The sequence below is a fragment of the Paenibacillus sp. FSL R7-277 genome (genome assembly GCF_000517965.1).
In the GTDB taxonomy this organism is placed as follows: domain Bacteria; phylum Bacillota; class Bacilli; order Paenibacillales; family Paenibacillaceae; genus Paenibacillus_AQ; species Paenibacillus_AQ silagei.
This window is the reverse complement of record NZ_ASPX01000070.1, coordinates 1-20959: the sequence shown is the minus strand read 5'-3', so window position 1 is coordinate 20959 and position 20959 is coordinate 1. Positions and strand designations below refer to the sequence as shown.

Here is a 20959-nt window from a genome sequence, read left to right as displayed (position 1 = left end):
TCGAGGAGGGACGTTATGGACTGGGGAAGGGCCAAGAGTGTATTGATATATGCCTTTCTGGTGCTGAATCTGCTGCTGTGCTATCAGCTATGGATCGATGTGCGCGATCAGGTCAGTGCGGGACTTGACTTCACTTCCCTGTCCGCAGAGACTCAGGCGGTGATGGAGGAGAAGAACATCCGGCTGCTATGCCCGATTCCGGCTGCTACTCCGCAGCTGCCTGATATCACGTACCGTTATTCGGCCGAAGAGCAGAATGAACTGCCTGTGAAGCTTAAGGAGCCGATCGACAGCAAGCTGATGTACTCCTCGTTCTCGGAGCTGAGCAATCTGCTGAAGAGCCAGATTCCCGACATTGCCAATTACCGGTTCGATTCACAGGAGAGTGAGGTCGGCAAGTTCGTCCTGCATCCGCTGGTGGATAACAAGTGGTCTCTCTTCAGAGTGCGGCTGGAGCTGATTAACAGTGACCAGAAGATTGTGGCTTACCGCTGGCCGAAGATTGAGATCGGGGCAAGCCGGAGCGAGGATTTGCAGAAGGTGCTCCCGGCATCGCAGGCGCTTAGCAGTCTGATCGAGAAGTATTTTCCTGCGGATGCCGCAGTGAAGGAGATTGAGCTGGGCTATTATGGCGAGCTGTTCAACTCCGAGAGCCAGGTGGCTTCGCCGATGTGGCGGTTCATGCTGGAGGACGGCAGCGCTTATTATATGGATGCGATCAGTGCGGACATTATCAGTCCGAAGACAACAGAGTAGAAGGAGCAGGAGAGATATGGGGATTTCATTTACAGTACTGTCCAGCGGTTCTACCGGGAATGTGACAGTGGTGCGTAACGGCGAGACCACACTTATGATCGATGCGGGTCTGAGCGCGAAGCGGATTGACGAGCTGCTGGCCATGCGCGAACTGACGGGAGCGGAGCTGGACGGAATTCTTGTGACCCACGAGCATTCGGATCATATTAAGGGGCTGGGCGCGATGGCCCGCAAGTATAATCTTCCGATCTATGCGAATTCGAACACCTGGGGAGCGATTGAGAAGGGGATTGGCAAGATTGAGGAGCATAACCGGGTCATTATGGAGACCGGGCAGCACCGGGATTTCGGCAGTATGCGGGTGGAATCCTTCGCCATCTCCCATGATGCCGCAGAGCCGGTAGCTTACAATTTCTATGACGGCAAGGAGAAGCTGTGTGTTGCGACAGACCTCGGGTATGTCAGCGACAAGGTGAGAACGGCCATATCGGATGCCGATGTACTGGTGCTGGAGTCGAATCATGATATCGAAATGCTGCGGATGGGGCGTTATCCCTGGAATACGAAGCGGCGGATTCTCGGCGATCTGGGGCATCTGTCCAATGAGGCGGCAGGCGCAGCGCTCAGCGAGATTCTGAGCGGGCGGACCAAGCGCGCCTATCTGGCACATCTGAGCAGAGACCATAATATGATGGATCTGGCGAAGATGTCCGTGCGCGGGGCGATGGAGGACCGGGGCTGCTTTTACAAAGACAGTGAGTTCAGGCTCTGCGACACCTACTATGACCGGCCTACGCCATGGGATAAGGTGAGCCAGTCATAAGACGGTCAACCTCGGTAATCTTGTGCTCCAGCTCCTGGCGGGAGAATAGCCCTTTATCAATTAACAGCTCAATTATTGCATGCTGGACAAGAATCAGCTGATAATGCTCATCCTTCAGGTCCCCCAGCTTGCCAATGAATTGCACCAGATCCTTACTTGTTGAAAAAGACTCCATAGTCCGGCCCTCCTTGTGAAATGGATAGTATTGAAGCTGTGAATAATTTACATTTATTTAACATAGAAAACATGTGGGCAGCGCGGCTGCCTGTGATACAATCATATAGAGCGTTCTAATCCTATTGTAGTCTTTTAAGTTGCAAAATATTCCGGATACAAGCTGTTAAACTTTTTAGTAGCTTATTAGAATAATAGACATCCCTTGCGCTTAGAACCCACTGGAATGTGGTGAATAAATCAAGTGAAACCTTTTAGTACTTCATGAAGTCTAAGAGATATAGCGGTTAAGCTCGGGCGTGGTTGCTTGGCGTTCAGGTCGTGAATGCGGTGGCAATAGAGGGGAGAGAGTGTAACATGGGATTATTTGATGATGATTTCTATTCAACCAAGGTGTCACGGCGCAAAAGCGGCAAATCTAAATCAACCGGCGGATATGCTGACGGCAAGTGGGCTGTCCGCAAATCGAAGCGGTCGCTGGCAACCTGGCAGATCTCGCTGATCAGCTCTGTCTGCAGTGCTGTAGCGGCTGTGCTGCTGTTCAGTCTGGTAACGGGACAATTCGCCGCTGAGAGAGCTCAGGCTCCGGTGGTTATTGATAAGGTGGCTGCGAGCAGCGCAGATCCGTATGACCGGATTATTCAGGCTGCTGCACATATCCGCCCTGCGGTAGTGAGCATCATTAATCATAAACAAGACAATAAGGAACTTAATATTCTCGATGAATCCGCGCTAGGCTCGGGAGTTATCTATAAGAAGGATGACAATAAGGCATTTATCATCACGAATAATCATGTCATTGAGGGTGCCGGCAAGCTGGAAGTGGTTACAGTAGACGGCGTGACACACAAGGCGGAGCTGGTAGGTGCCGACAAGGTGAGCGATATTGCTGTGCTCTCCATTGACGGCAAGGGAATCGACCGGATTGCTGAGATCGGGGATTCCTCCAAGCTGCGTCTGGGTGAGACTGTCATTGCCATCGGCAACCCGCTGGGGCTTGGAGATACACTGACTTCCGGCATTGTCAGCTACACAGAGCGGACGATTCCGGTGTCACTGAACCAGGATGGCGTGTACGATTGGGAGCAGGAAGTGATCCAGACGGATGCGGCCATTAACGAGGGCAACAGCGGGGGCGCACTAGTGGATCTGGATGGCAAGGTGATTGGTATCAATACGATGAAGATCTCCGATACGGGGGTAGAGGGACTGGGCTTTGCGATTCCCTCCAATCATGTGGTGGATACAGCCAATGAGCTTACCTCCAAAGGCCGGATAGCCCGTTCATACCTGGGCGTCTATTCAGTGGATCTGAATAATCCTTATGTACCGCTGGCCGATGACCAGCGTAAGGAGCTCAATCTTCCGTCTCTAGTGACCGATGGGGTTGTGGTTCTGGATGCTGTGGGACCGGCGAAGGAAGCGGGTCTGCAGCTTAACGATGTGATTACCAAGTTCAACGATAAGCCGATTACCTCCACGCTGTCGCTGCGCAAATATCTGTACGATCATACCAAGATCGGCGATAAGCTGAAGATTACCTTCTACCGCAATGGTGAAGTGAAGCAGACCACAGTCCAGCTTCTTGAGAAGCCAGAGGAATAAAATTGGAAATGGCCGTATATAATAATGAGGCAGTCACGATTACGGAAACAGTTCAAGCCGTCCTTTTCAGGAAAAAAAGAAGAGGGCGGGGCTGTTTCAAGAATAAATAAATGGGGTAATTGGTAGCAATGGGTATAAATATTACAATTTATTATGACTGGTAGCCCTTACATTGGGAAGTAGTCCTTATAAGGGAAAAAACGGAGGAATTAGGATAGAACAGCTTGCCTTTGTTATTAAGGTGTGGTAACATGAAATTGTTCTTACATTGATACCTTATTCTCGCATTGAAAAGGGCTGTCAACCAAAGCTACAACCTTTCTCAATGTGTGAATTTTTTCTTTGTCTGAAGATAAAAAGAACATATTAATTTAAATTTGTGGAGGTAACACACATGCAAACAGGTACAGTTAAATGGTTCAACGCAGAAAAAGGATTCGGTTTCATCGAAGTTGAAGGCGGAAGCGACGTATTCGTTCACTTCAGCGCAATCACTGGCGACGGCTTCAAAACTTTGGACGAAGGCCAACGCGTTGAATTCAACGTTGTTCAAGGCAACCGCGGACCACAAGCCGAAAACGTTGTAAAACTGTAATTAATAGAAGGTACCGTCCCCGCTTGTGAAAGTTGGGACGGTCTTTTTTTATCATCACTTGCTTGCAACATAAAGGAAGGGAGGAACGGCAATGAACTACCGGAAAAAGCCTTTGGAGGAAGTACCGGAAGAAAATACCGCAATTTGGGCCTGTACCAATGAGGATTGCAATGGATGGATGAGGGATAATTTCGCATTTGAACATGCGCCTTCCTGCCGTCTCTGTCATTCCCCAATGGTTCGTAGCATGAAGATGCTGCCGCAATTGCTTAATTCAAATGGCGATCTCAAATCGCTTAAGAAAGGTATTTCCATTACCTAGACCAATACCTTTATGAGTCAAGACAACTATATATGCAGGACATCTTCAAGACGGTGAAACCGTCTTATTTTTTTTGCTTTTAAATGCAAAATTGTGATATTTGTCACAAATTTATTGTTTTTTATGCCTAAACGGGGCGTATAATGTGATAATTATCACACTTTGAGTGATGGGAATTTGACAAAATAGACATAACGAAATGGGGAGAAGGAAGGGGAGAAATATGGATACAGTACTGCTGTCGCGTATACAATTTGCGTCGACGACAATTTTTCATTATTTCTTTGTGCCAGTATCGATCGGACTTGCGCTCATAATTGCCATTATGGAGACCATGTACGTAAGAAAGGGCAATGAAGAGTACAAAAGAATGGCGCAATTCTGGGGGAAGCTATTCCTGATTAACTTCGCAGTAGGTGTAGTAACAGGGATCTTGCAGGAGTTCCAGTTCGGGATGAACTGGTCGGATTATTCGCGCTTCGTCGGTGATGTGTTCGGGGCTCCGCTTGCGATTGAAGCCTTGTTGGCCTTCTTCCTGGAGTCCACGTTCATCGGAATCTGGATCTTCGGCTGGGATAAGGTATCCAAGCGGATTCATCTGTTATCCATCTGGCTGGTCGCCTTCGGAACGATGCTGTCGGCATTCTGGATTCTGCTGGCTAACTCGTTCATGCAGCATCCGGTCGGCTTCCAGATGAACAATGGCCGTGCTGAGATGAATGACATCTTCGCACTGATTACAAACGGCCAGCTGCTGGTGGAATTTCCGCATACAGTGCTTGCCGCTTACGCTACAGGCGCCTTCCTGGTAACAGGGATCAGTGCATACAAATTGCTTAAGAAGCAGGACGTTGCCTTTTTCCGAAAATCATTCGAGATTGCAGCAATTGTAGGGGTTATCTCTTCCTTCGGCGTTGCGGTTGCAGGACATGCACAGGCTCAATATCTGGTAGAGACACAGCCAATGAAGATGGCCGCATCCGAAGCGCTGTGGGGCGAGAGCGGCGACCCGGCACCTTGGACGGTGTTTGCCAATATCGATGTGAAGAACCAGACCAACAGCAATGAAGTTCAGGTTCCGTATCTGCTGAGCTTCCTGTCCTACAGTAAATTCTCCGGTGAAGTGAAGGGGATGCTGGAGCTGCAGCAGGAGTATGAAGTGGCCTATGGGCCAGGAGATTATATTCCGCCGGTCAAAACAACCTTCTGGAGCTTTCGGATCATGGTGGCTGCAGGCTCGCTGATGATACTGTTTGGGGTATACGCGATCTACCTGATGTGGCGTAAAAAGATGGACAGACCCAATACCTGGTTCATGCGCTTCATGTTCTGGGGACTGCTGCTTCCGCCGATTGCCAACACGGCCGGCTGGATTATGACAGAGATCGGGCGTCAGCCATGGACTGTATTCGGACTTATGACTACAGAAGACAGTGTATCACCTAATATTACCAGCGGACAGGTACTGTTCTCGGTGATTTCTTTTACCGCGATCTATGCCATATTGGGTGCAGTGCTAGTCGGCCTGTTCGTCAAAGTGATCAAAAAAGGTCCTTATGCTATGGATAACGAACACGGTGAATCCCACGATCCGTATAACAAGGAGGGCTAACCTATGTCACTTAATGAATTATGGTTTCTGCTGATTGCGGTGCTGTTCGTCGGGTTCTTCTTCCTGGAAGGCTTCGACTTCGGTGTAGGGATGGAGACGCAGATTCTGGCCAAGAATGATACGGAGCGACGGATACTGATCAATTCGATCGGCCCGTTCTGGGATGCGAATGAGGTATGGCTGATTACGGGTGCCGGTGCCATGTTCGCGGCCTTCCCGCATTGGTATGCTACGCTGTTCAGCGGTTTCTATATTCCGTTTGTATTTGCTCTGCTGGCGCTAATCGCCCGTGGTGTCGCCTTCGAATTCAGAGGCAAGCGCGATTCCAAGGCTTGGCAGAAAACATGGGATGTCTGCATCTTCTTCGGCAGCTTCCTGCCGCCGTTCCTGCTCGCCGTGGTATTCGCTAGCTTCATCAAGGGCTTGCCGATCGACAAGGATATGCAGATGTATGCCGGATTCTTCGATATCGTCAATGCTTATACAGTGGTTGCAGGGATTACGGTTGTCCTGCTGTGTCTGGTGCACGGGCTGATGTTCACTACGCTCCGCACGCTTGGAGATCTGCAGGAACGGGCGCGTAAGCTGGCCCAGAAGCTGCTGATTCCACTGGCGGCGCTCTTGGTAGCCTTCGTTGTAATGACATATACTATGACGGATATCTTCGATAAACGCGGAACGCTGCTGTGGATTGTAGTCGTTCTCGCTGTAGCCGCTTATCTGCTGGCCGGATATTTCATGACTAAGAAGAAGGACGGCTATGCCTTCGGGATGACTGGTGCTGTGATGGCGCTGTCTGTTGCATCGATCTTCATCGGACTGTTCCCGCGGGTGATGATCAGCTCGCTGGATCAGGCATTCAACCTGACGATTACGAATGCGGCCTCCGGCCAATATTCGCTGAAGGTGATGACGATTGTAGCGCTGACCCTGCTGCCGTTCGTGCTGGGCTATCAAATCTGGAGTTATTTCATCTTCCACAAACGGGTTCATGAGAAGGAGCATCTTGAATACTAATGGATAAAAATTTGCTTGGGTACAAAGGAGTTAAGCCTGTCTTTCTGCTGGTTGGCTTCCTGACCCTGGTGCAAAGCTTCTCCATTCTTCTGCTGGCGAAGTCGCTGGCAGAAGCTGTCTCTGCGCTGTTTGCGGGAGAACCGCTGAAGGAACAAGGGGCTAGAGCGCTCTTGTTCCTTCTTGCGTTTCTTGTGCGTCATGCCTGCGCTATGCTGATGAGCCGGGCGGCGTACCGCTTCGCGGAAGCGACCGGCAGCAGCATGCGGAGACAGATGATGGACAAGCTGTTCCAGCTGGGACCAAGGCTGGCTGGCGACCGGGGGACCGGAAATATGGTCACATTAGTGCTTGAAGGAGTAACGAAGTTCCGCACATACCTGGAGCTGATTATTCCGCGGATGGTCGGTATGGCGGTAACACCCGCTCTGCTGCTTATCTATGTATTCACCCTGGATACGTCCAGCGGTGTTATTCTTACCTTAACGATGCCGATCATTATTGTATTCATGATCCTGATCGGGATGACGGCCCGCAAGCAGATGGACCGTCAGCTGAAGTCCTACCGTACCTTATCGAATCACTTCGTGGATTCGCTGCGCGGTCTGGAGACGCTGAAATATCTTGGACGCAGCCGCAGCCACAGTGAGAGTATTGCTAAGGTCAGTGACCGCTACCGTTCAGCAACTATGCGTACGTTGCGAGTCGCCTTCCTGTCATCGTTCGCACTGGACTTCTTCACCATGCTGTCTGTTGCTTCGGTAGCGGTAAGTCTTGGTCTGCGTCTGGTCAATGAGCAGATGACGCTGGTTACCGGACTGACGATCCTGATTCTCGCCCCGGAATATTTCCTGCCGGTGCGGCTGGTGGGTGCAGATTTCCATGCCACACTGGACGGCAAGGAAGCTGGCGAAGCGATGAAGAGCATCATTGACCGTGAGACGGTCCAGGCGAAGCTGCTGGAGCCGGGTGGGCAGGGAGCGGTGAAGGGCGATGGAGGAGAACTGCCGGGAGCCGTTTTCACGTGGAACAATGATAGTGAACTTCGGCTTCATGCGGTGGGCGTACAATATGAAGCTGACGGTGTATCCTCGCTCGAAGGGGTGAATCTCGACTTCAGGGGATATGCCAGAATCGGTATTATCGGGGAGAGCGGGGCAGGCAAGTCTACGCTTGTAGATATTCTGGGCGGCTTCCTTCATCCAACCTCCGGAAGCCTTACGATCAATGGAAGCCTGGTCAGTGCGCTGACCGATGAGGGGTGGCGGAAGCAGACGGCTTATATTCCGCAGCGCCCGTATATCTTCAGCGGCACTCTGGCTGATAATGTCCGGTTCTATTATCCTGAGGCTTCGCAGGAAGCGGTAGCTGCCGCGCTGGAGTCGGCAGGTTTATCGAAGCTGGTGTCCTCGCTGCCGGAGGGATTGAACGAAATGATCGGCGGCGGCGGCCGTTCGCTCAGCGGCGGACAGGAGCAGCGTGTGGCTCTGGCCCGCGCTCTGCTGAGCAGCCGCCCCATCATGCTGCTGGATGAGCCGACGGCCCATCTGGACATTGAGACGGAATATGAGCTGAAGGAGACGATGCTGCCGCTGTTCGAGGGTAAGCTGGTATTCCTGGCTACACACCGCCTGCACTGGATGATCGACATGGATCTGATTGTCGTTATGCAGCAGGGACGGGTGGCTGAAATAGGCACACACGACGAGCTGACTGCGCGGAGGGGTGCTTATTATGAGCTTATTCAAAGTCAATTGGAGGGAATCCATTGAAACGTGAAGGATGGTTTGCTCCCTATTACTCTGCCTACTTCTGGCGGTTCGTGTTAATTATCTTGCTGGGCGCGCTGACGATCTTCTCAGCGTCTTCGCTGATGTACACGTCCGGCTTCCTGATCTCGAAGGCCTCGATTCCGCCGGAAAATATACTGATGATCTATGTCCCCATTGTTGGTGTGCGTACCTTCGGGACCAGCCGGGCTGTCATCCACTATGTGGAACGGCTGGTGGGACATGACACGATTCTGCGCATTCTGTCGAAGATGCGGGTCCGGCTGTACCATATGCTGGAGCCGCAGGCACTGTTCTTATCCACGCGCTTCCGTACCGGGGATATTCTCGGTATGCTTGCCGATGATATCGAATATTTACAGAATGTGTATCTGCGTACGGTCTTTCCGAGTATTATCGCGCTATTGATCTATGCAGCGGCAATGATTGCGCTCGGGACGTTCGATGTGGCCTTTGCTCTGCTTATGGGACTCTATATGCTGGTGCTGGTAGTCGTATTACCGCTGATCTCCCTCTTGTTGACCCAGAAGCGTCAGCGTCAGGTGAAGCAGGAGCGGAACCGGTTGTATCAAAAGCTGACCGATGCTGTCCTCGGCTTAAGCGACTGGGTTATCAGCGGGCGGCAGAGCCAGTTCGTCGATACGTACGAAGCGGACGAGCAGGCGGTTGCCCGCATAGACGGTTCGCTGCGGCGCTGGGCACGGCTGCGTATGTTCATCGGGCAGGCCGTTGTTGGCCTGGCCGTGTTGTCTTTGTTATACTGGGCGGCTGGACAGTATGCTGAAGGGGCGATTGCCGGAACGCTCATTGCGGCGTTCGTGCTGGTGGTCTTCCCGGTGGCAGATGCCTTCCTGCCCGTATCCGAGGCTGTGGAGAAAATTCCGCAATACCGGAATTCACTGGAGCGGCTGGAGGGCGTGGAAGCCGCAGCGGGAGATGCACCGCTTAGCGCGGGAACTGCTGCTGGGAGTACCGGAGCGGAAGCTCAGGCTGCCGCTGCGCTGCAGGCGGCTAAGGCCAGCGGACAGGTTCAGATTGAACTGAAGTCGGCGGGCTACCGCTATGCGGCAGGTGACGACTTCTCTGTTCAGCAATTGGACCTTGCGCTGCCGCAGGGGCGGAAGGTTGCAGTGATCGGCCGCAGCGGAGCCGGTAAATCGACACTGCTCAAGCTGGTGCAGGGCGTGATTGCGCCCACCATCGGCTCCGTGACGATTAACGGGATCGATGCTGCGGCTTACGGTGAGCGGATTCCGCAGCTCATCGCGGTGCTGAACCAGAGCCCGCATCTGTTCGACACCACGGTGGCGAACAATATCCGGCTCGGGGACCCGGGGGCTTCGGAGGCAGCGGTCCAGCAGGCGGCAGCCCTGGCGAAGCTGGATACGCTGATCTCTTCGCTGCCGGAGGGCTATGATACTCCGGTACGCGAGGCGGGGCAGCGCTTCTCCGGCGGAGAGCGCCAGCGGATGGCCTTGGCCCGTATTCTGCTGCAGAATACGCCGGTGGTTGTGCTGGATGAGCCAACCGTTGGCCTCGACCCGCGCACGGAGCGCGAGCTGCTGGCCACGATGTTCGAGGCAATGGCCGGCAAGACGCTGATCTGGGTCACGCATCATCTGGTGGGCGCCGAGCAGATGGACGAGGTCATTTTCATGGAGAACGGCCAAGTGGAGATGCGCGGCACCCATGCCGAGCTGATGGAGCGGCAGCCGCGTTACCGCAAGCTTTATGAGCTGGACCGCCCGGGTCAATATCTGAATGGGGCAGATGGTGTGTAGAGGCTAGGATTAGAGCCGAGGTAAGTGTGTGAGTACAAAGGTAAAAGCTCTTCCTGTCCCGCTGGGGGCAGGAAGAGCTTTTTTTGCACGTGCGCCCAATGTAATCGGAAAACCGATCACATTGGGCGAGTGCTGGGTGTTCGGGCGGGATGTAATCGGAAAACCGATCACATTGGGCGAGTGCTGGGGTGTGCGGGTCGGATGTAATCGGAAAACCGATCACATTGGGCGAAAGTGCTGGGTGTTCTGGCCGGATGTAATCGTGTCCATGCCCGGTGAATAGGACAAACCCCGGAAATTAAGGTACACTTAACTGGATGATCCTGTCAGGTTCAATTAGAACGGGGTGGAAGCATGTGATAACGGAGGGCTCCTGCGATTATAAATAAGGAGAGATTAATCAATGGAATCAACAACATGCGAATTAACATGGAATCTGGACCGGATCTATCCCTCGTTCGAGTCGGAGGGATTTCAGCAGGACCGCCGGCAGGTGGAGAGCCTTGCCGGGGAGCTGAATACATGGTCGGCCTCGCAGCCCGTTAGCGGGCAGGCTCCTGCAGAACTGATGGAAGAGTTCCTTAAACAATATAATGCGTATCAACAGCTATATTTGCGTCTGTTCAGCTACGCGGAGCTGCGATTCAGTGCGGACAGCCAGTGTGAGGAAGCCGTCAATCTGATGGACGAGCTGGAAGAGGTGACCAGCGGGGCGGGTGAAGCTCTGGTCCGCTTCAGCAAATGGCTGGCAGGGGTAAGCGCGGATGAACTGGAGCGGAGTCTCCGTTTCAGCGCTTATCTGGAGCAGCATAGCTTCTATCTGCGCGGATTACAGGGGAAATCGCAGCATATGCTCAGCGCAGAAGGCGAAGCGGTGATTGCCCGGATGCAGAATACAGGCTCCAAAGCGTGGGAGCGGCTGTACATGCAGACGCTGTCTACACTGCGGACCGATCTGGAGCTGGCCGGAGTGACCCGCAGTGTGACACTGGCGGAGCTGCGGAATCTGGTCTACGACCCCGATCCTGCGGTACGGCGGGCGGCGGCTGAAGCAGAGCATGAGGCTTGCCGCAGCGTAGCGGAGCAGAGCGCCGCCTGTATCAATGCTGTCTCCGGTGAGGCGGCAGCCATCTATGAGCTGAGGGGCTATGCTTCCCCGCTGCATAAGGTGCTGGAAGCAGCGCGGATGGATGAGGAGACACTGGAGGTGATGCTTCAGGCCATCCGGGAGAGCCTGCCGGTCTTCCGGGAGTATTATGCCGAGAAGGCTGGGCGGCTGGGGCATTCGGGGGGACAGCTGCCGTTCTGGGATGTTTTTGCGCCCATTGGCACGGAATCTTCAATCCGCGTCACCTATGCTGAGGCCCAGGCGATGATTATCGCGGGGTTCAGCAGATTCAGCCCCGAGCTGGGCGGGTTCGCCCGCAAGGTGTTCGGGGAGCGCTGGATTGATGCCGAGCCGCGCAGCGGGAAAGGCAATTTCGGGATGTGTGTCGATATCGTCCCGATTGGAGAGAGCCGGATCATAACAAGCTTTCACGGCCAATATATAGATGTGAGTGTGCTGGCTCACGAGATTGGGCATGCATATCATACCAGCCGCCTCGCAGGATATACGATGGTCAACATGGATTATCCGGTGCCGATTGCGGAGACGGCGTCGATTTTTTGCGAGAGTCTGATTCATGTTGAACTCCTGAACTCGCTGCCTGCGGAGGAAGCGGATGCGATCCTGGAACGTAGTCTCTCGGATGCGGGGTATTATATTGTCGATTTCTATGCCAGGTACTGCTTCGAGAGCGCGCTCTATGCCCGCCGGTTATCCGGTCCCCTCCCATTAGAGGAGCTGAACGCACTGATGCTGGAATCGATGGCTGCCGCTTACGGGGATAGTGTGCTGCCCGGGTCCATTCACCCTTACCAGTGGATTAGCAAGGCCGGGTATTATATGGCAGGCAATGAGTTCCTGAACTTCCCGTATTCCTTCGGGCTGCTGTTCTCCAAGGGGCTGTATGCCCAGTACCAAAAGCAGGGGCAGGCATTCGTGAGCCGTTATGAACAGTTCCTCTCAGCGACCAGTACCCGGAGCATCGCAGACGCTGCGAAGCTGATGGATATTGATGTGCATTCCCTGGATTTCTGGCAGGAGGCGCTCGGATTCATTGCCGGGGATGTCCGGAAGTTTGCGGGGCGGGAATAAGAGTGTATTTTGCGCTGCGTGAGGTTCCTTTTTGCAGGGAAGTGTGGTAGAACAGTAGTATAAGTCTACGCCGCAGCGGCACAGAAAGGGATGCTTGATTGAATGTATGTAGTCTGTAAGGAACACGTAGAGCTGGCCATCGACAAATTTGTGGACGAGTACGAGGATGCACCAGATGTAGTCGATCTGAAGGAGACGGAGTTCTCGGACTGGGACCCGCCGGCGAAATGTGCGGAATGTGAACGAAATGCGGAATATCTGGTCGTCTGAGGGCGGTTGGAATAAGAAACACCCTGTGGCCGTGAAGGCTGCAGGGTGTTTTGGCGTGCGGCGTATGCGCGAATGGTGCAGTTGCGGATTTAGCAGTCTGCGGCTTTCGCCATCTCGGCCAGCGGGCTGCGCTGACTGCTCCGCAGGTAGATGAAGGCGGAGCCGATCGCCACGATTGCTGCAACTGACAATCCCCAGTAGATGTTGGAGTAAGCGGCCTGAAGCGGCAGGCTGCGCTGCCATTCCAGGGCACTGGCGGCCATCGCGACGCTGAAGGCACCGCTGAAGAACTGCAGCAGCTGGAAGAGCCCCATCCCTGAGCCGATCTGCGAAGCAGGCAGGATACGCGAGATTTCATTCGATACACTGCTCGACAGTACAGTGAATGACAGGCTCATAATCATGTAGACTAGCATGACAGCGATCCAGGATTGTCCGGCGAATAGGGCGAACAATACGGTGGCGGCCAGAACTAGCAGCGGTGCGAAGCGCAGAATTCCGGTGTTGCCGTAGCGGTCAATCATCCGTCCGACCAGGCGGGAGACGAAGATGGCCAGCAGTGAGCCCGGGAAGATGACAAGCCCGGCATGGCTGGCGCTGAAGCCGAAGCGGTGAGTCAGAATCTGCGGCAGCAGGAACAGGGTAGCGAAGCTGCACAGGTAGGAGGCAACCCCGATCAGCGCCAATACCAGATATGGCCGGTTGCTGAACAGCGCTGGCAGCACGAATGGATCAGGGGTCGTGCGGATACGCCCTACAAATAAGGCAATCGCGGCGATGCCGGCGATCAGCGCGACCCACAGTCCGCTGGTCAGGAACAGGAGCAGACCGGTGGTACCCACGCCGAGGAAGATCCCGCCCAGAACGTCGAATGAGCCGCGAGCCGGAACTTCCTTGGGCAGCAGGATCAGGAACAGCGGCACCAGCAGCAGAATGGCGGCAGTGACTGCGAACAGCCAGGTCCAGCCGAGGTATTCCACAATGGAGCCGCCGGCTACCGGACCCAGACCCAGTCCCAGGGAGACGGCCGACATAATCGTCGCCATGGCTTTGCCGCGCCGGGCCTGCGGAATGTAGCGGGTGAACAGGACAAGGGACAGCGACATCACGGCGCCTGCCCCCGAGGCTTGCAGAATACGCACAATCAGCAGGAAAATGAAGCTGGTGCTGAAGAATCCGGCCACAGCAGCAAGCCCTAAGGTGAGCAGCCCGATAACCAGCAGCCGGCGGATCGGCAGGAAGTCCGAGAGCCGGCTGTATGTGATGGAGGCAATAGAGAACATGATGGAATACCCGGTTACAATCCAGGAGGCGGACGCTGCGGTGATGCCGAAGGTCTCGGTTACATCAGGCAGGGCCAGATTGAACATCGCTGTGTTCATAATAACGAGGACGACAGCAACGCTGAATAGCAGAGTTAACAGTCCTTCCCGTGGAAGAGCCGCTTGCGGAGCAGCCATTGAATGCTCTTGATCGCCCTCAGAAGCAGGTGATGAGGTCATGAGAAAGCCACTCCTTCATTCTTTTATTGTATTGTTCGATTACTTACGAACTATTGAAATATAGCATGCGCTAATGTAAAATGCAATTAGGAAATCATCGTGAAAAGAAGTACTATTATATACTCTGAAGGAGTCTTATTCATGAAGCAGCTCCATCATCCGGACCGCAAGGACATTCAGCTCGCCTCGGTGCTCTATGCGCTTAGCGACCCGATCCGTCTATATGTAGTGTCGGAGATCTGTAACCACGGCCCGCAGTCCTGCAACAGCTTCAAGGTGCCGATTGCCAAGTCCACGCTGACGCACCATGCCCGGACGCTGCGCGAAGCGGGTGTCATTCATACCCGGGTGCAGGGTACCCAGCGCATTCTGTCCCTGCGGACGGAAGATCTGGACGAGCGGTTCCCCGGACTGCTGGATTCCGTATTGCAGGCTTACGTCAGACCCGGGCCGGATGAGGGATTCGGGGAGCCGGAAGAGGAAGGGCAAGAGCAGGGATAAACAATCATATACCGTATGACATCATCGCCACTCCAGATTCTGGGGTGGTTTTTTGAAAATATAAGAATGTATATGTTTCACGCTATACATTATCCTTCTATTTCTCGCCGAAACGGTACCGTCCTTTAAAAGGACGGCAAAGCCGTTTCCACTTGTATGTACAGAGCATACAACCGTTACCATTGACAGAATTGTGTCAGGTGCAGTAACATTTTAAAATGTAATGATAATCATTCTCGATTAGAAAAGAGGAAGTCAACGCTATGTTCGCATCTAAAGGTAAGAGGCTGCTGCAAGGCCTGCTCGTATTATTGGTTATATCCATGGTCGCTGCAGGCTGTTCAGCGAATACTACGGAGAAATCATCGGCTGCCGGAGACGCGCAAGCTGCGAAGACCCTTACAATGGCGTGGCCCCGGGATATCGGACCGATGAATCCGCATTTATATAATCCGTCCCAGCTGTTAGCCCAGTCTATGATCTATGAGCCGCTTGTCAGTTATCAGGACGGGAAGCTTGTTCCGGCTCTGGCTGAATCCTGGACACTGTCGCAGGATGGCAAGGTATACACGTTCAAGATCCGCAGCAACGTCAAGTTCTCGGACGGAACGGCTTTTACCGCACAGCTGGTGAAGAAGAATATAGATGCGGTCTTACATAATAAGAAGCTGCACACATGGCTGGGCATGATCCCGCTGATTGAGAAGACAGAAGCGGTTGATGACACTACGTTCCGGCTCACGCTGACAGAGTCGTATTATCCGGCACTGTACGATCTTGCGGTGGTGCGGCCGGTACGCTTCCTTGGCGAGGCGGGCTTCCCCGAGGATGGCGATACGTCCAAGGGCATTCGTAGCCCGATTGGAACCGGACCTTGGGTGCTAAGCGAGTATAAGAAGGATGAATCGGCAACCTTTACACCGAATCCTTACTACTGGGGCGAGAAGCCGAAGGTGGACAAGGTGGTGGTGAAGGTGATCCCGGATGCGGAGACACGTGTGCTGTCTTTTGAAAAAGGGGATCTGGACCTGATCTACGGCGAAGGTCTCATCAGCTATGACGCTTACAAGGAGCTTGAGAGCACCGGGAAGTACGTCACTAAGCTGTCTGAGCCGATCGCAACCCGCAATCTGGTGCTGAATACCATGAACGCGAAGCTCGCTGATCTTAAGGTCCGTCAGGCACTTAGCATGGGCTTCAATAAGGAAGCGATGGTCGAAGGGGTGACGCTGGGACTGGAGGAGAAGGCGGACAATATCCTGCCTCCGAATCTGCCTTATGCCGATATCAAGGTGAGCCCGGTGAAATATGATGTGGAGCAGGCGAATGCGCTGCTGAATGAAGCGGGCTGGAAGCTGCCTTCAGGTGTGGGCGTGCGGGAGAAGGATGGACAGAAGCTTGAGCTGGAGCTGATGTATGACAAGGCGGATCTGACGATGAAGTCCATGGCGGAGACTCTGCAAGCTGAATGGGCGGGTATCGGTGTGAATCTGAAAATCACCGGCGTCGAGCTGACCGTCTACATCCAGCGCAGAAAGGCCAATGAGTTCGACATGAATTTCTACTCGACGTTTGGTGCGCCGTATGACCCGCATTCCTTCATGACTGCCGTTGTACAGCCGGGCTACGGGGTCTCGGATACTCTGGCGGCCTTGCCGATGAAGGCTGAGATCGACAAGAAGATTAAGGAAGGTATGGCTACCACAGATGACAAAGCCCGTACCGGGTTGTTCGGCTCTGTGCTCACTACGCTGCAGGAGCAGTCTTCGATCCTTCCGATCTCCTACATCAAGCAGATGGCAGTGTACCGGGACAATGTGGCTGAATTCAAGTTCCCGTCCAACCGGGATGAATACCCGCTTCATGGTATTGAGAAGAAGTAGTAGTCACGCAGGAGGGTTCTAAGTGGGCGTATATATCGGAAAAAGAGTGCTGGCGATCATCCCCATCATTCTGTTCTCCTCATTGCTGATGTTCGTGATGATCCGGGTGGGGCCGGTGGACCCGGCTGAAGCCTATCTGGCAGCGGCCCATATCCAGCCGGATGATGAAGTACTTGCCGCCAAGCGGCATGAATTCGGGCTGGACCAGCCGCTGCTGACGCAATATGTTCAATCGGTAGGCCGGCTGCTCCGGCTGGATTTCGGCCATTCCTACCTGTCCAATATGCCCGTATGGGGAGAGGTTGCCCAGAAGCTGCCCGCAACGCTTCAGCTTGCGTCCGCCAGTATCGTGCTGGCGCTGGTGGTTAGCATTCCGCTTGGGGTGCTAGCGGCGATTTACAAAAACCGGCTGTTAGATCATGTGATCCGGGTATTCGCCTATATTGGCGCCTGTGTTCCGGTCTTCTGGATCGGCTATCTGCTGATGTTCTTCATCTCGGTTAAGCTGGAATGGCTGCCTGTGGAGGGCAGAGGGTCTGTGCAGCACCTGATTCTTCCGTCCATTACCCTGGCACTCTGGCTGATTGCCATCTACGCGCGCCTGCTGCGGACGACCGTCCTGGAGGAGTTGAAGGAGGCTTATGTCCGGTATGCCCGGGCAAGAGGGATTAAGGAACGTGTGATTCTGTATAAATACGTGCTGAGAATTGCCATAGCACCGCTTATTACAGGACTGGGCATCAATCTGGGGAAGCTGCTGACAGGAGCGATTATCGTAGAGCAGGTATTCTCCTGGCCGGGCTTCGGCCGGTACTTCATTGAAGCGATCATTAACCGTGACATTCCGGTGATTCAATGCTATGTCATGCTCTCGGTTTGTGTGATTGCCGGGAGCAATCTGATAGCCGATCTGCTGCAGCTGTTCCTGGACCCGCGAATTGCGCGTAAAGGGAGGGCCAGCCAAGGATGAATAACTTAAGCTGCCGTTTAAAAGGCAAGAGAGTGATCATGATCTGCGGCAGCCTGCTGATCCTGTTTGGTCTTGCTGGCCTGTTGGCCCCGTGGATCTCACCGCATGACCCGATACGGGTGAACCTGGCAGCGAAGCTCAGTCCGCCCTCGTGGGAATATCTTCTGGGGACAGATCAGCTGGGCCGGGACAATCTATCCAGGCTGCTGTATGGAACACGGATCTCGCTGGGCTTTGCCTCGCTTATTTTTGCCGCTTCCTTAGGGGTGGGATTGCTCGCAGGAGTGGTTTCGGGGTACAGCGGCGGGTGGCTGGATGCTGCGCTGATGCGGTTGTGCGATGGCATTATGTCTTTTCCCAGTATGATTCTGGTCTTCGGTCTGATTGGGATCCTGGGGCCGGGCCTGTCTCAATTGGTTATTGCTCTGATGCTGGTGCAGTGGGTGTACTTCGCCCGGATGTTCCGGAATATGATTGTCAGCCTGAAGGAGCGGAATTTCATCACGGCAGCGCGGATCAGCGGCTCTTCCCCCTGGCAGATCATGAGCAGGCACCTTATTCCCAATATTCTGCCGTCGATTGTGGTGATTGGGACGCTTGAGATGGGCTGGGCGATTATGGATATCTCCGCGATGTCCTTCCTGGGCCTGGGCGTCCAGGCGCCTACACCGGAATGGGGGGCGATGCTGAACGAAGGGAAATCCTTCATCCGCAATCATCCCGAGCTGATGCTCTATCCGGGCCTGATGATTATTATGGTTGTAGCTTCGTTTAATCTGCTGGGCGAGGCGCTGTCTGAACGGTACGGGATCAAACGAGGCTCCTGAAAGAAGGAATGAGCGAATCATGGAACAAGCGGAAGTTGTGCTGCAGGTGAAGGATCTGAAGGTATCTGTGGAGACAGCGGCAGGAGTTCTGCCCCTCATAGAGGATGTTAACCTGGAGCTGAAGCCGGGGCGTGTGCTGGGTCTTGTGGGAGGCAGCGGCAGCGGAAAAACCGTAACATCGCTGGCGCTCCTCCAGATGCTGGACCGGCAGACGAGTGTGATCGAAGGCAGTATCCGGCTGCATACCCGTGAGCTGAACGGACTCCCGGAGAAGGACATGCGTAGGCTTCGCGGAAGTAGTCTTGCGCTGATTATGCAGAATCCGATGACAGCCTTCTCTCCGGTGTACACCATCGGCGTGCAATTCGTGGAGTCGATCCGTACACATGTGAGGCTGGGAAAAAAAGAAGCCAGAGCCTGCGCCATCCGCTCCCTGGCTGATGTGAATCTGCCCGATCCCGCAGCGCTGCTGGGAAAGTATCCGTATGAGCTGAGCGGCGGGATGCTCCAGCGGGTGATGCTGGCGCTCACCCTGTGCCTGAAGCCCTCCGTGATCATTGCCGATGAGCCTACTACGGCTCTGGATGTGACCAATCAGCTCCAGGTGCTGCGGCAGCTGGACCGGATGCGGCAGGAGCATGGGACCGCTATTCTGCTGATCTCCCATGATCTCGGCGTCATTGCGGAGCTGGCTGATGAAGTTGCGGTTATGCAGCACGGGCGGATTGTTGAGACCGCCGATGTATTCGAATTATTCGATCATCCCCGGCATGAATACACCCGGGAGCTGCTGGCAGCAAGGCCGCTGCTTCAGCTTAGTCCGCAGTTAGGGGGCCAGCTATGACTGGAATAGCGGCAGAATACATGCTTGAGGTCAGGGAAGTTACCCATACCTATGCTGCATCCCGCCGGTGGAGGCGTCCTGCGAAGCAGGATAATGTGTTGTCCGGCGTGTCTCTTCATATAGAGGAGGGAACCTGCCTGGGGCTGCTGGGATCAAGCGGAGCCGGTAAAAGCACACTGGGCCGGGTTATTCTCGGGCTGGAGCCGCCCCGCGCGGGCCAGGTGCTGATTCAGGGCCAGGATCTGTATAAGCTGAGCCCGCAGGCGCGCAGGACCATCCGCCGCGATCTGCAGGTGGTCTTCCAGGATTGTTATTCTGCCGTGAATCCCCGGATGACAGCAGAGCAGATTATTGGTGAGCCGCTGTCCAATTACGAGTCCTTGAGCGTTCAGGAGCAGAAGCGGGCGGTAGGTGAGCTGCTGGAGTGTGTCGGACTAAGCGCGGAAGACATGCAGAAGCAGCCCTACCAGTTCAGCGGAGGACAGCTGCAGCGGATCAATATCGCCAGAGCGATTGCGCTGAAGCCTAAGCTCATTGTATTGGATGAGGCGGTTAGTAGTTTAGATATGATTAACCAGGCGAATATTTTGCGGTTGCTGGGGGAGCTGCGGGTTGCGTTCGGTCTGTCATATCTGTTCATCACCCATGATATTAAGGCCGCCTGTATGATCTCAGACGCACTGGCTGTCATGGATCAGGGCAAGATCGTGGAATATAACGACAGCAAGGAGCAGTTCCTGCAGTCCTCTCATCCTGCGGTTCGGGGCTTACTCGATTCCATGCTTGCGGAGCATCCGAGGAACCGGCACAGGGAGCTGCCCGGTCTGTCGGATCTGTCAGGAGACTCTGCACAATAAGAATCCAAATCCGGTGAGCAACAGAGGAGACTACAGTCTCGCCTCTTGCTCACCTTTTTGTTCAAATATAGAATTTATATGCTGCACGCTATACATGATCCTTCTATTTAGAATGATTCGTCGTTGCTGAATGTGGCTGACGGATCGCCGGGAGGAGCAGGAGTGTATCTGATTTCACCAGTAAAGGCAGTATGCATGTGAGGGAACAGTATACATCGTGCTGGCTTGGGTAGTGCATAGCCTGAATGTATATCAAAAACAGTATACATTCTGCTCACATGCGGGCGCATGGCCTGAATGTATATCAAAAACAGCATACATTGTGCAGGCTCGCAGTCGCATAGCCCGAATGTATGTCAAAAACAGCATACATTGTGCTGACTCGCAGTCGCATAGCCCGAATGTATATCAAAAACAGCATACATTGTGCTGACTCGCGGTAGCGTCAAGAAGTTTGTGTAAAAGAGTAGAAGTGCCTCCCCCGGGTTACGGATTGGGATGTAGTGTTTCTGGGGGGAGGGGGAACCCCGACCCCCAGAAACTGGATTTCTCTGTTACGCCTCTTCCGGTGTGGGCAAAGAGGGGTAGCGTGTTTCGAATAGCTCTTTTAGCTTCTTTTTAACGGCATCCACT

19 protein-coding genes are annotated in these 20959 nt (G+C 53.9%); 17 read left to right on the top strand and 2 right to left on the bottom strand.

Annotated features, from left to right (window positions below; all coding sequences use genetic code 11):
- Positions 1-15 precede the first annotated feature (15 nt).
- The gene (yycI, locus tag C173_RS20850; RefSeq protein WP_036728022.1) at positions 16-756 is read left to right on the top strand and encodes a two-component system regulatory protein YycI; all 741 of its coding nucleotides are present in this window, start codon (positions 16-18) and stop codon (positions 754-756) included.
- 16 nt (positions 757-772) lie between these two features.
- On the top strand, positions 773-1579 hold the full coding sequence (locus C173_RS20845) for an MBL fold metallo-hydrolase (RefSeq protein WP_036699804.1): 807 nt from the start codon (positions 773-775) through the stop codon (positions 1577-1579).
- Here C173_RS20845 and C173_RS20840 read toward each other — a convergent pair.
- Entirely contained in the window at positions 1548-1754 is a 207-nt protein-coding gene (locus C173_RS20840; protein ID WP_036728021.1) for a hypothetical protein, read from the bottom strand. The two genes, C173_RS20845 and C173_RS20840, sit on opposite strands and share 32 nt — an antisense overlap.
- Positions 1755-2110: 356 nt before the next feature.
- On the opposite strand from C173_RS20840, the gene C173_RS20835 reads away from it, so the two are divergent.
- The 9 genes from C173_RS20835 to C173_RS33400 all read left to right on the top strand — a co-directional run bounded on the left by C173_RS20835 (position 2111) and on the right by C173_RS33400 (position 12942).
- Positions 2111-3358, top strand: coding sequence for a S1C family serine protease (locus C173_RS20835; RefSeq protein WP_036728019.1), 1248 nt, complete (start codon positions 2111-2113; stop codon positions 3356-3358).
- 394 nt (positions 3359-3752) lie between these two features.
- A complete protein-coding gene (locus C173_RS20830; RefSeq protein WP_019914582.1) occupies positions 3753-3953 on the top strand; it encodes a cold-shock protein in 201 nt (66 codons plus the stop codon).
- Between the two features lie 91 nt (positions 3954-4044).
- A complete protein-coding gene (locus tag C173_RS20825; RefSeq protein ID WP_036699797.1) occupies positions 4045-4275 on the top strand; it encodes a cold-shock protein in 231 nt (76 codons plus the stop codon).
- A gap of 223 nt (positions 4276-4498) precedes the next feature.
- A complete protein-coding gene (locus tag C173_RS20820; RefSeq protein ID WP_036728017.1) occupies positions 4499-5887 on the top strand; it encodes a cytochrome ubiquinol oxidase subunit I in 1389 nt (462 codons plus the stop codon).
- Between the two features lie 3 nt (positions 5888-5890).
- Complete coding sequence (gene cydB / locus C173_RS20815) at positions 5891-6904, top strand: cytochrome d ubiquinol oxidase subunit II (protein WP_036728016.1); 1014 nt, start codon at positions 5891-5893, stop codon at positions 6902-6904.
- Positions 6904-8673, top strand: a complete 1770-nt coding sequence (gene cydD / locus C173_RS20810; RefSeq protein ID WP_036728014.1) for a thiol reductant ABC exporter subunit CydD — start codon at positions 6904-6906, stop codon at positions 8671-8673. The genes cydB and cydD overlap by 1 nt, the downstream gene beginning before the upstream one ends.
- Positions 8670-10472: a thiol reductant ABC exporter subunit CydC gene (cydC, locus tag C173_RS20805; RefSeq protein WP_036728012.1), complete on the top strand. Its 1803-nt coding sequence runs from the start codon at positions 8670-8672 to the stop codon at positions 10470-10472. Before cydD ends, cydC begins: the two co-directional genes overlap by 4 nt.
- A gap of 403 nt (positions 10473-10875) precedes the next feature.
- Complete coding sequence (locus C173_RS20800) at positions 10876-12672, top strand: M3 family oligoendopeptidase (protein ID WP_036728011.1); 1797 nt, start codon at positions 10876-10878, stop codon at positions 12670-12672.
- Positions 12673-12774: 102 nt separating this feature from the next.
- The gene (locus C173_RS33400; protein WP_063829067.1) at positions 12775-12942 is read left to right on the top strand and encodes a CxxH/CxxC protein; all 168 of its coding nucleotides are present in this window, start codon (positions 12775-12777) and stop codon (positions 12940-12942) included.
- Between the two features lie 89 nt (positions 12943-13031).
- Here the strand turns inward: C173_RS33400 and C173_RS20795 are convergent, their stop codons facing one another.
- Positions 13032-14444 (bottom strand): MFS transporter, encoded by a 1413-nt coding sequence (locus C173_RS20795; protein WP_235191973.1) that lies wholly within the window; start codon positions 14442-14444, stop codon positions 13032-13034.
- 141 nt (positions 14445-14585) lie between these two features.
- On the opposite strand from C173_RS20795, the gene C173_RS20790 reads away from it, so the two are divergent.
- The 6 genes from C173_RS20790 to nikE all read left to right on the top strand — a co-directional run bounded on the left by C173_RS20790 (position 14586) and on the right by nikE (position 20326).
- Entirely contained in the window at positions 14586-14945 is a 360-nt protein-coding gene (locus C173_RS20790; protein ID WP_036728009.1) for an ArsR/SmtB family transcription factor, read from the top strand.
- Between the two features lie 263 nt (positions 14946-15208).
- On the top strand, positions 15209-16828 hold the full coding sequence (gene nikA / locus C173_RS20785) for a nickel ABC transporter substrate-binding protein (RefSeq protein ID WP_036728008.1): 1620 nt from the start codon (positions 15209-15211) through the stop codon (positions 16826-16828).
- A gap of 22 nt (positions 16829-16850) precedes the next feature.
- Positions 16851-17798, top strand: a complete 948-nt coding sequence (nikB, locus tag C173_RS20780) for a nickel ABC transporter permease (protein ID WP_036728006.1) — start codon at positions 16851-16853, stop codon at positions 17796-17798.
- Positions 17795-18625 (top strand): nickel ABC transporter permease subunit NikC, encoded by an 831-nt coding sequence (gene nikC, locus C173_RS20775; protein WP_036728004.1) that lies wholly within the window; start codon positions 17795-17797, stop codon positions 18623-18625. Before nikB ends, nikC begins: the two co-directional genes overlap by 4 nt.
- Positions 18626-18644: 19 nt before the next feature.
- Positions 18645-19469 (top strand): ABC transporter ATP-binding protein, encoded by an 825-nt coding sequence (locus tag C173_RS20770; RefSeq protein ID WP_155991601.1) that lies wholly within the window; start codon positions 18645-18647, stop codon positions 19467-19469.
- 20 nt (positions 19470-19489) lie between these two features.
- Positions 19490-20326: a nickel import ATP-binding protein NikE gene (gene nikE, locus C173_RS20765; protein WP_051478244.1), complete on the top strand. Its 837-nt coding sequence runs from the start codon at positions 19490-19492 to the stop codon at positions 20324-20326.
- The last annotated feature ends 633 nt before the right edge of the window (positions 20327-20959 follow it).

What these genes read in the sequence shown, in the direction of transcription:
- cydD (WP_036728014.1), top strand. Translation starts at nt 6,904, where the DNA reads ATGGATAAAAATTTGCTTGGGTACAAAGGAGTTAAGCCTGTCTTTCTG.
- C173_RS20835 (WP_036728019.1), top strand. Translation starts at nt 2,111, where the DNA reads ATGGGATTATTTGATGATGATTTCTATTCAACCAAGGTGTCACGGCGC.
- cydB (WP_036728016.1), top strand. Translation starts at nt 5,891, where the DNA reads ATGTCACTTAATGAATTATGGTTTCTGCTGATTGCGGTGCTGTTCGTC.
- C173_RS20790 (WP_036728009.1), top strand. Translation starts at nt 14,586, where the DNA reads ATGAAGCAGCTCCATCATCCGGACCGCAAGGACATTCAGCTCGCCTCG.
- nikE (WP_051478244.1), top strand. Translation starts at nt 19,490, where the DNA reads ATGCTTGAGGTCAGGGAAGTTACCCATACCTATGCTGCATCCCGCCGG.
- C173_RS20820 (WP_036728017.1), top strand. Translation starts at nt 4,499, where the DNA reads ATGGATACAGTACTGCTGTCGCGTATACAATTTGCGTCGACGACAATT.
- yycI (WP_036728022.1), top strand. Translation starts at nt 16, where the DNA reads ATGGACTGGGGAAGGGCCAAGAGTGTATTGATATATGCCTTTCTGGTG.
- nikA (WP_036728008.1), top strand. Translation starts at nt 15,209, where the DNA reads ATGTTCGCATCTAAAGGTAAGAGGCTGCTGCAAGGCCTGCTCGTATTA.
- C173_RS20830 (WP_019914582.1), top strand. Translation starts at nt 3,753, where the DNA reads ATGCAAACAGGTACAGTTAAATGGTTCAACGCAGAAAAAGGATTCGGT.
- C173_RS20825 (WP_036699797.1), top strand. Translation starts at nt 4,045, where the DNA reads ATGAACTACCGGAAAAAGCCTTTGGAGGAAGTACCGGAAGAAAATACC.
- C173_RS20795 (WP_235191973.1), bottom strand. Translation starts at nt 14,444, where the DNA reads ATGACCTCATCACCTGCTTCTGAGGGCGATCAAGAGCATTCAATGGCT.
- C173_RS20845 (WP_036699804.1), top strand. Translation starts at nt 773, where the DNA reads ATGGGGATTTCATTTACAGTACTGTCCAGCGGTTCTACCGGGAATGTG.
- C173_RS33400 (WP_063829067.1), top strand. Translation starts at nt 12,775, where the DNA reads ATGTATGTAGTCTGTAAGGAACACGTAGAGCTGGCCATCGACAAATTT.
- C173_RS20770 (WP_155991601.1), top strand. Translation starts at nt 18,645, where the DNA reads ATGGAACAAGCGGAAGTTGTGCTGCAGGTGAAGGATCTGAAGGTATCT.
- C173_RS20840 (WP_036728021.1), bottom strand. Translation starts at nt 1,754, where the DNA reads ATGGAGTCTTTTTCAACAAGTAAGGATCTGGTGCAATTCATTGGCAAG.
- nikC (WP_036728004.1), top strand. Translation starts at nt 17,795, where the DNA reads ATGAATAACTTAAGCTGCCGTTTAAAAGGCAAGAGAGTGATCATGATC.
- C173_RS20800 (WP_036728011.1), top strand. Translation starts at nt 10,876, where the DNA reads ATGGAATCAACAACATGCGAATTAACATGGAATCTGGACCGGATCTAT.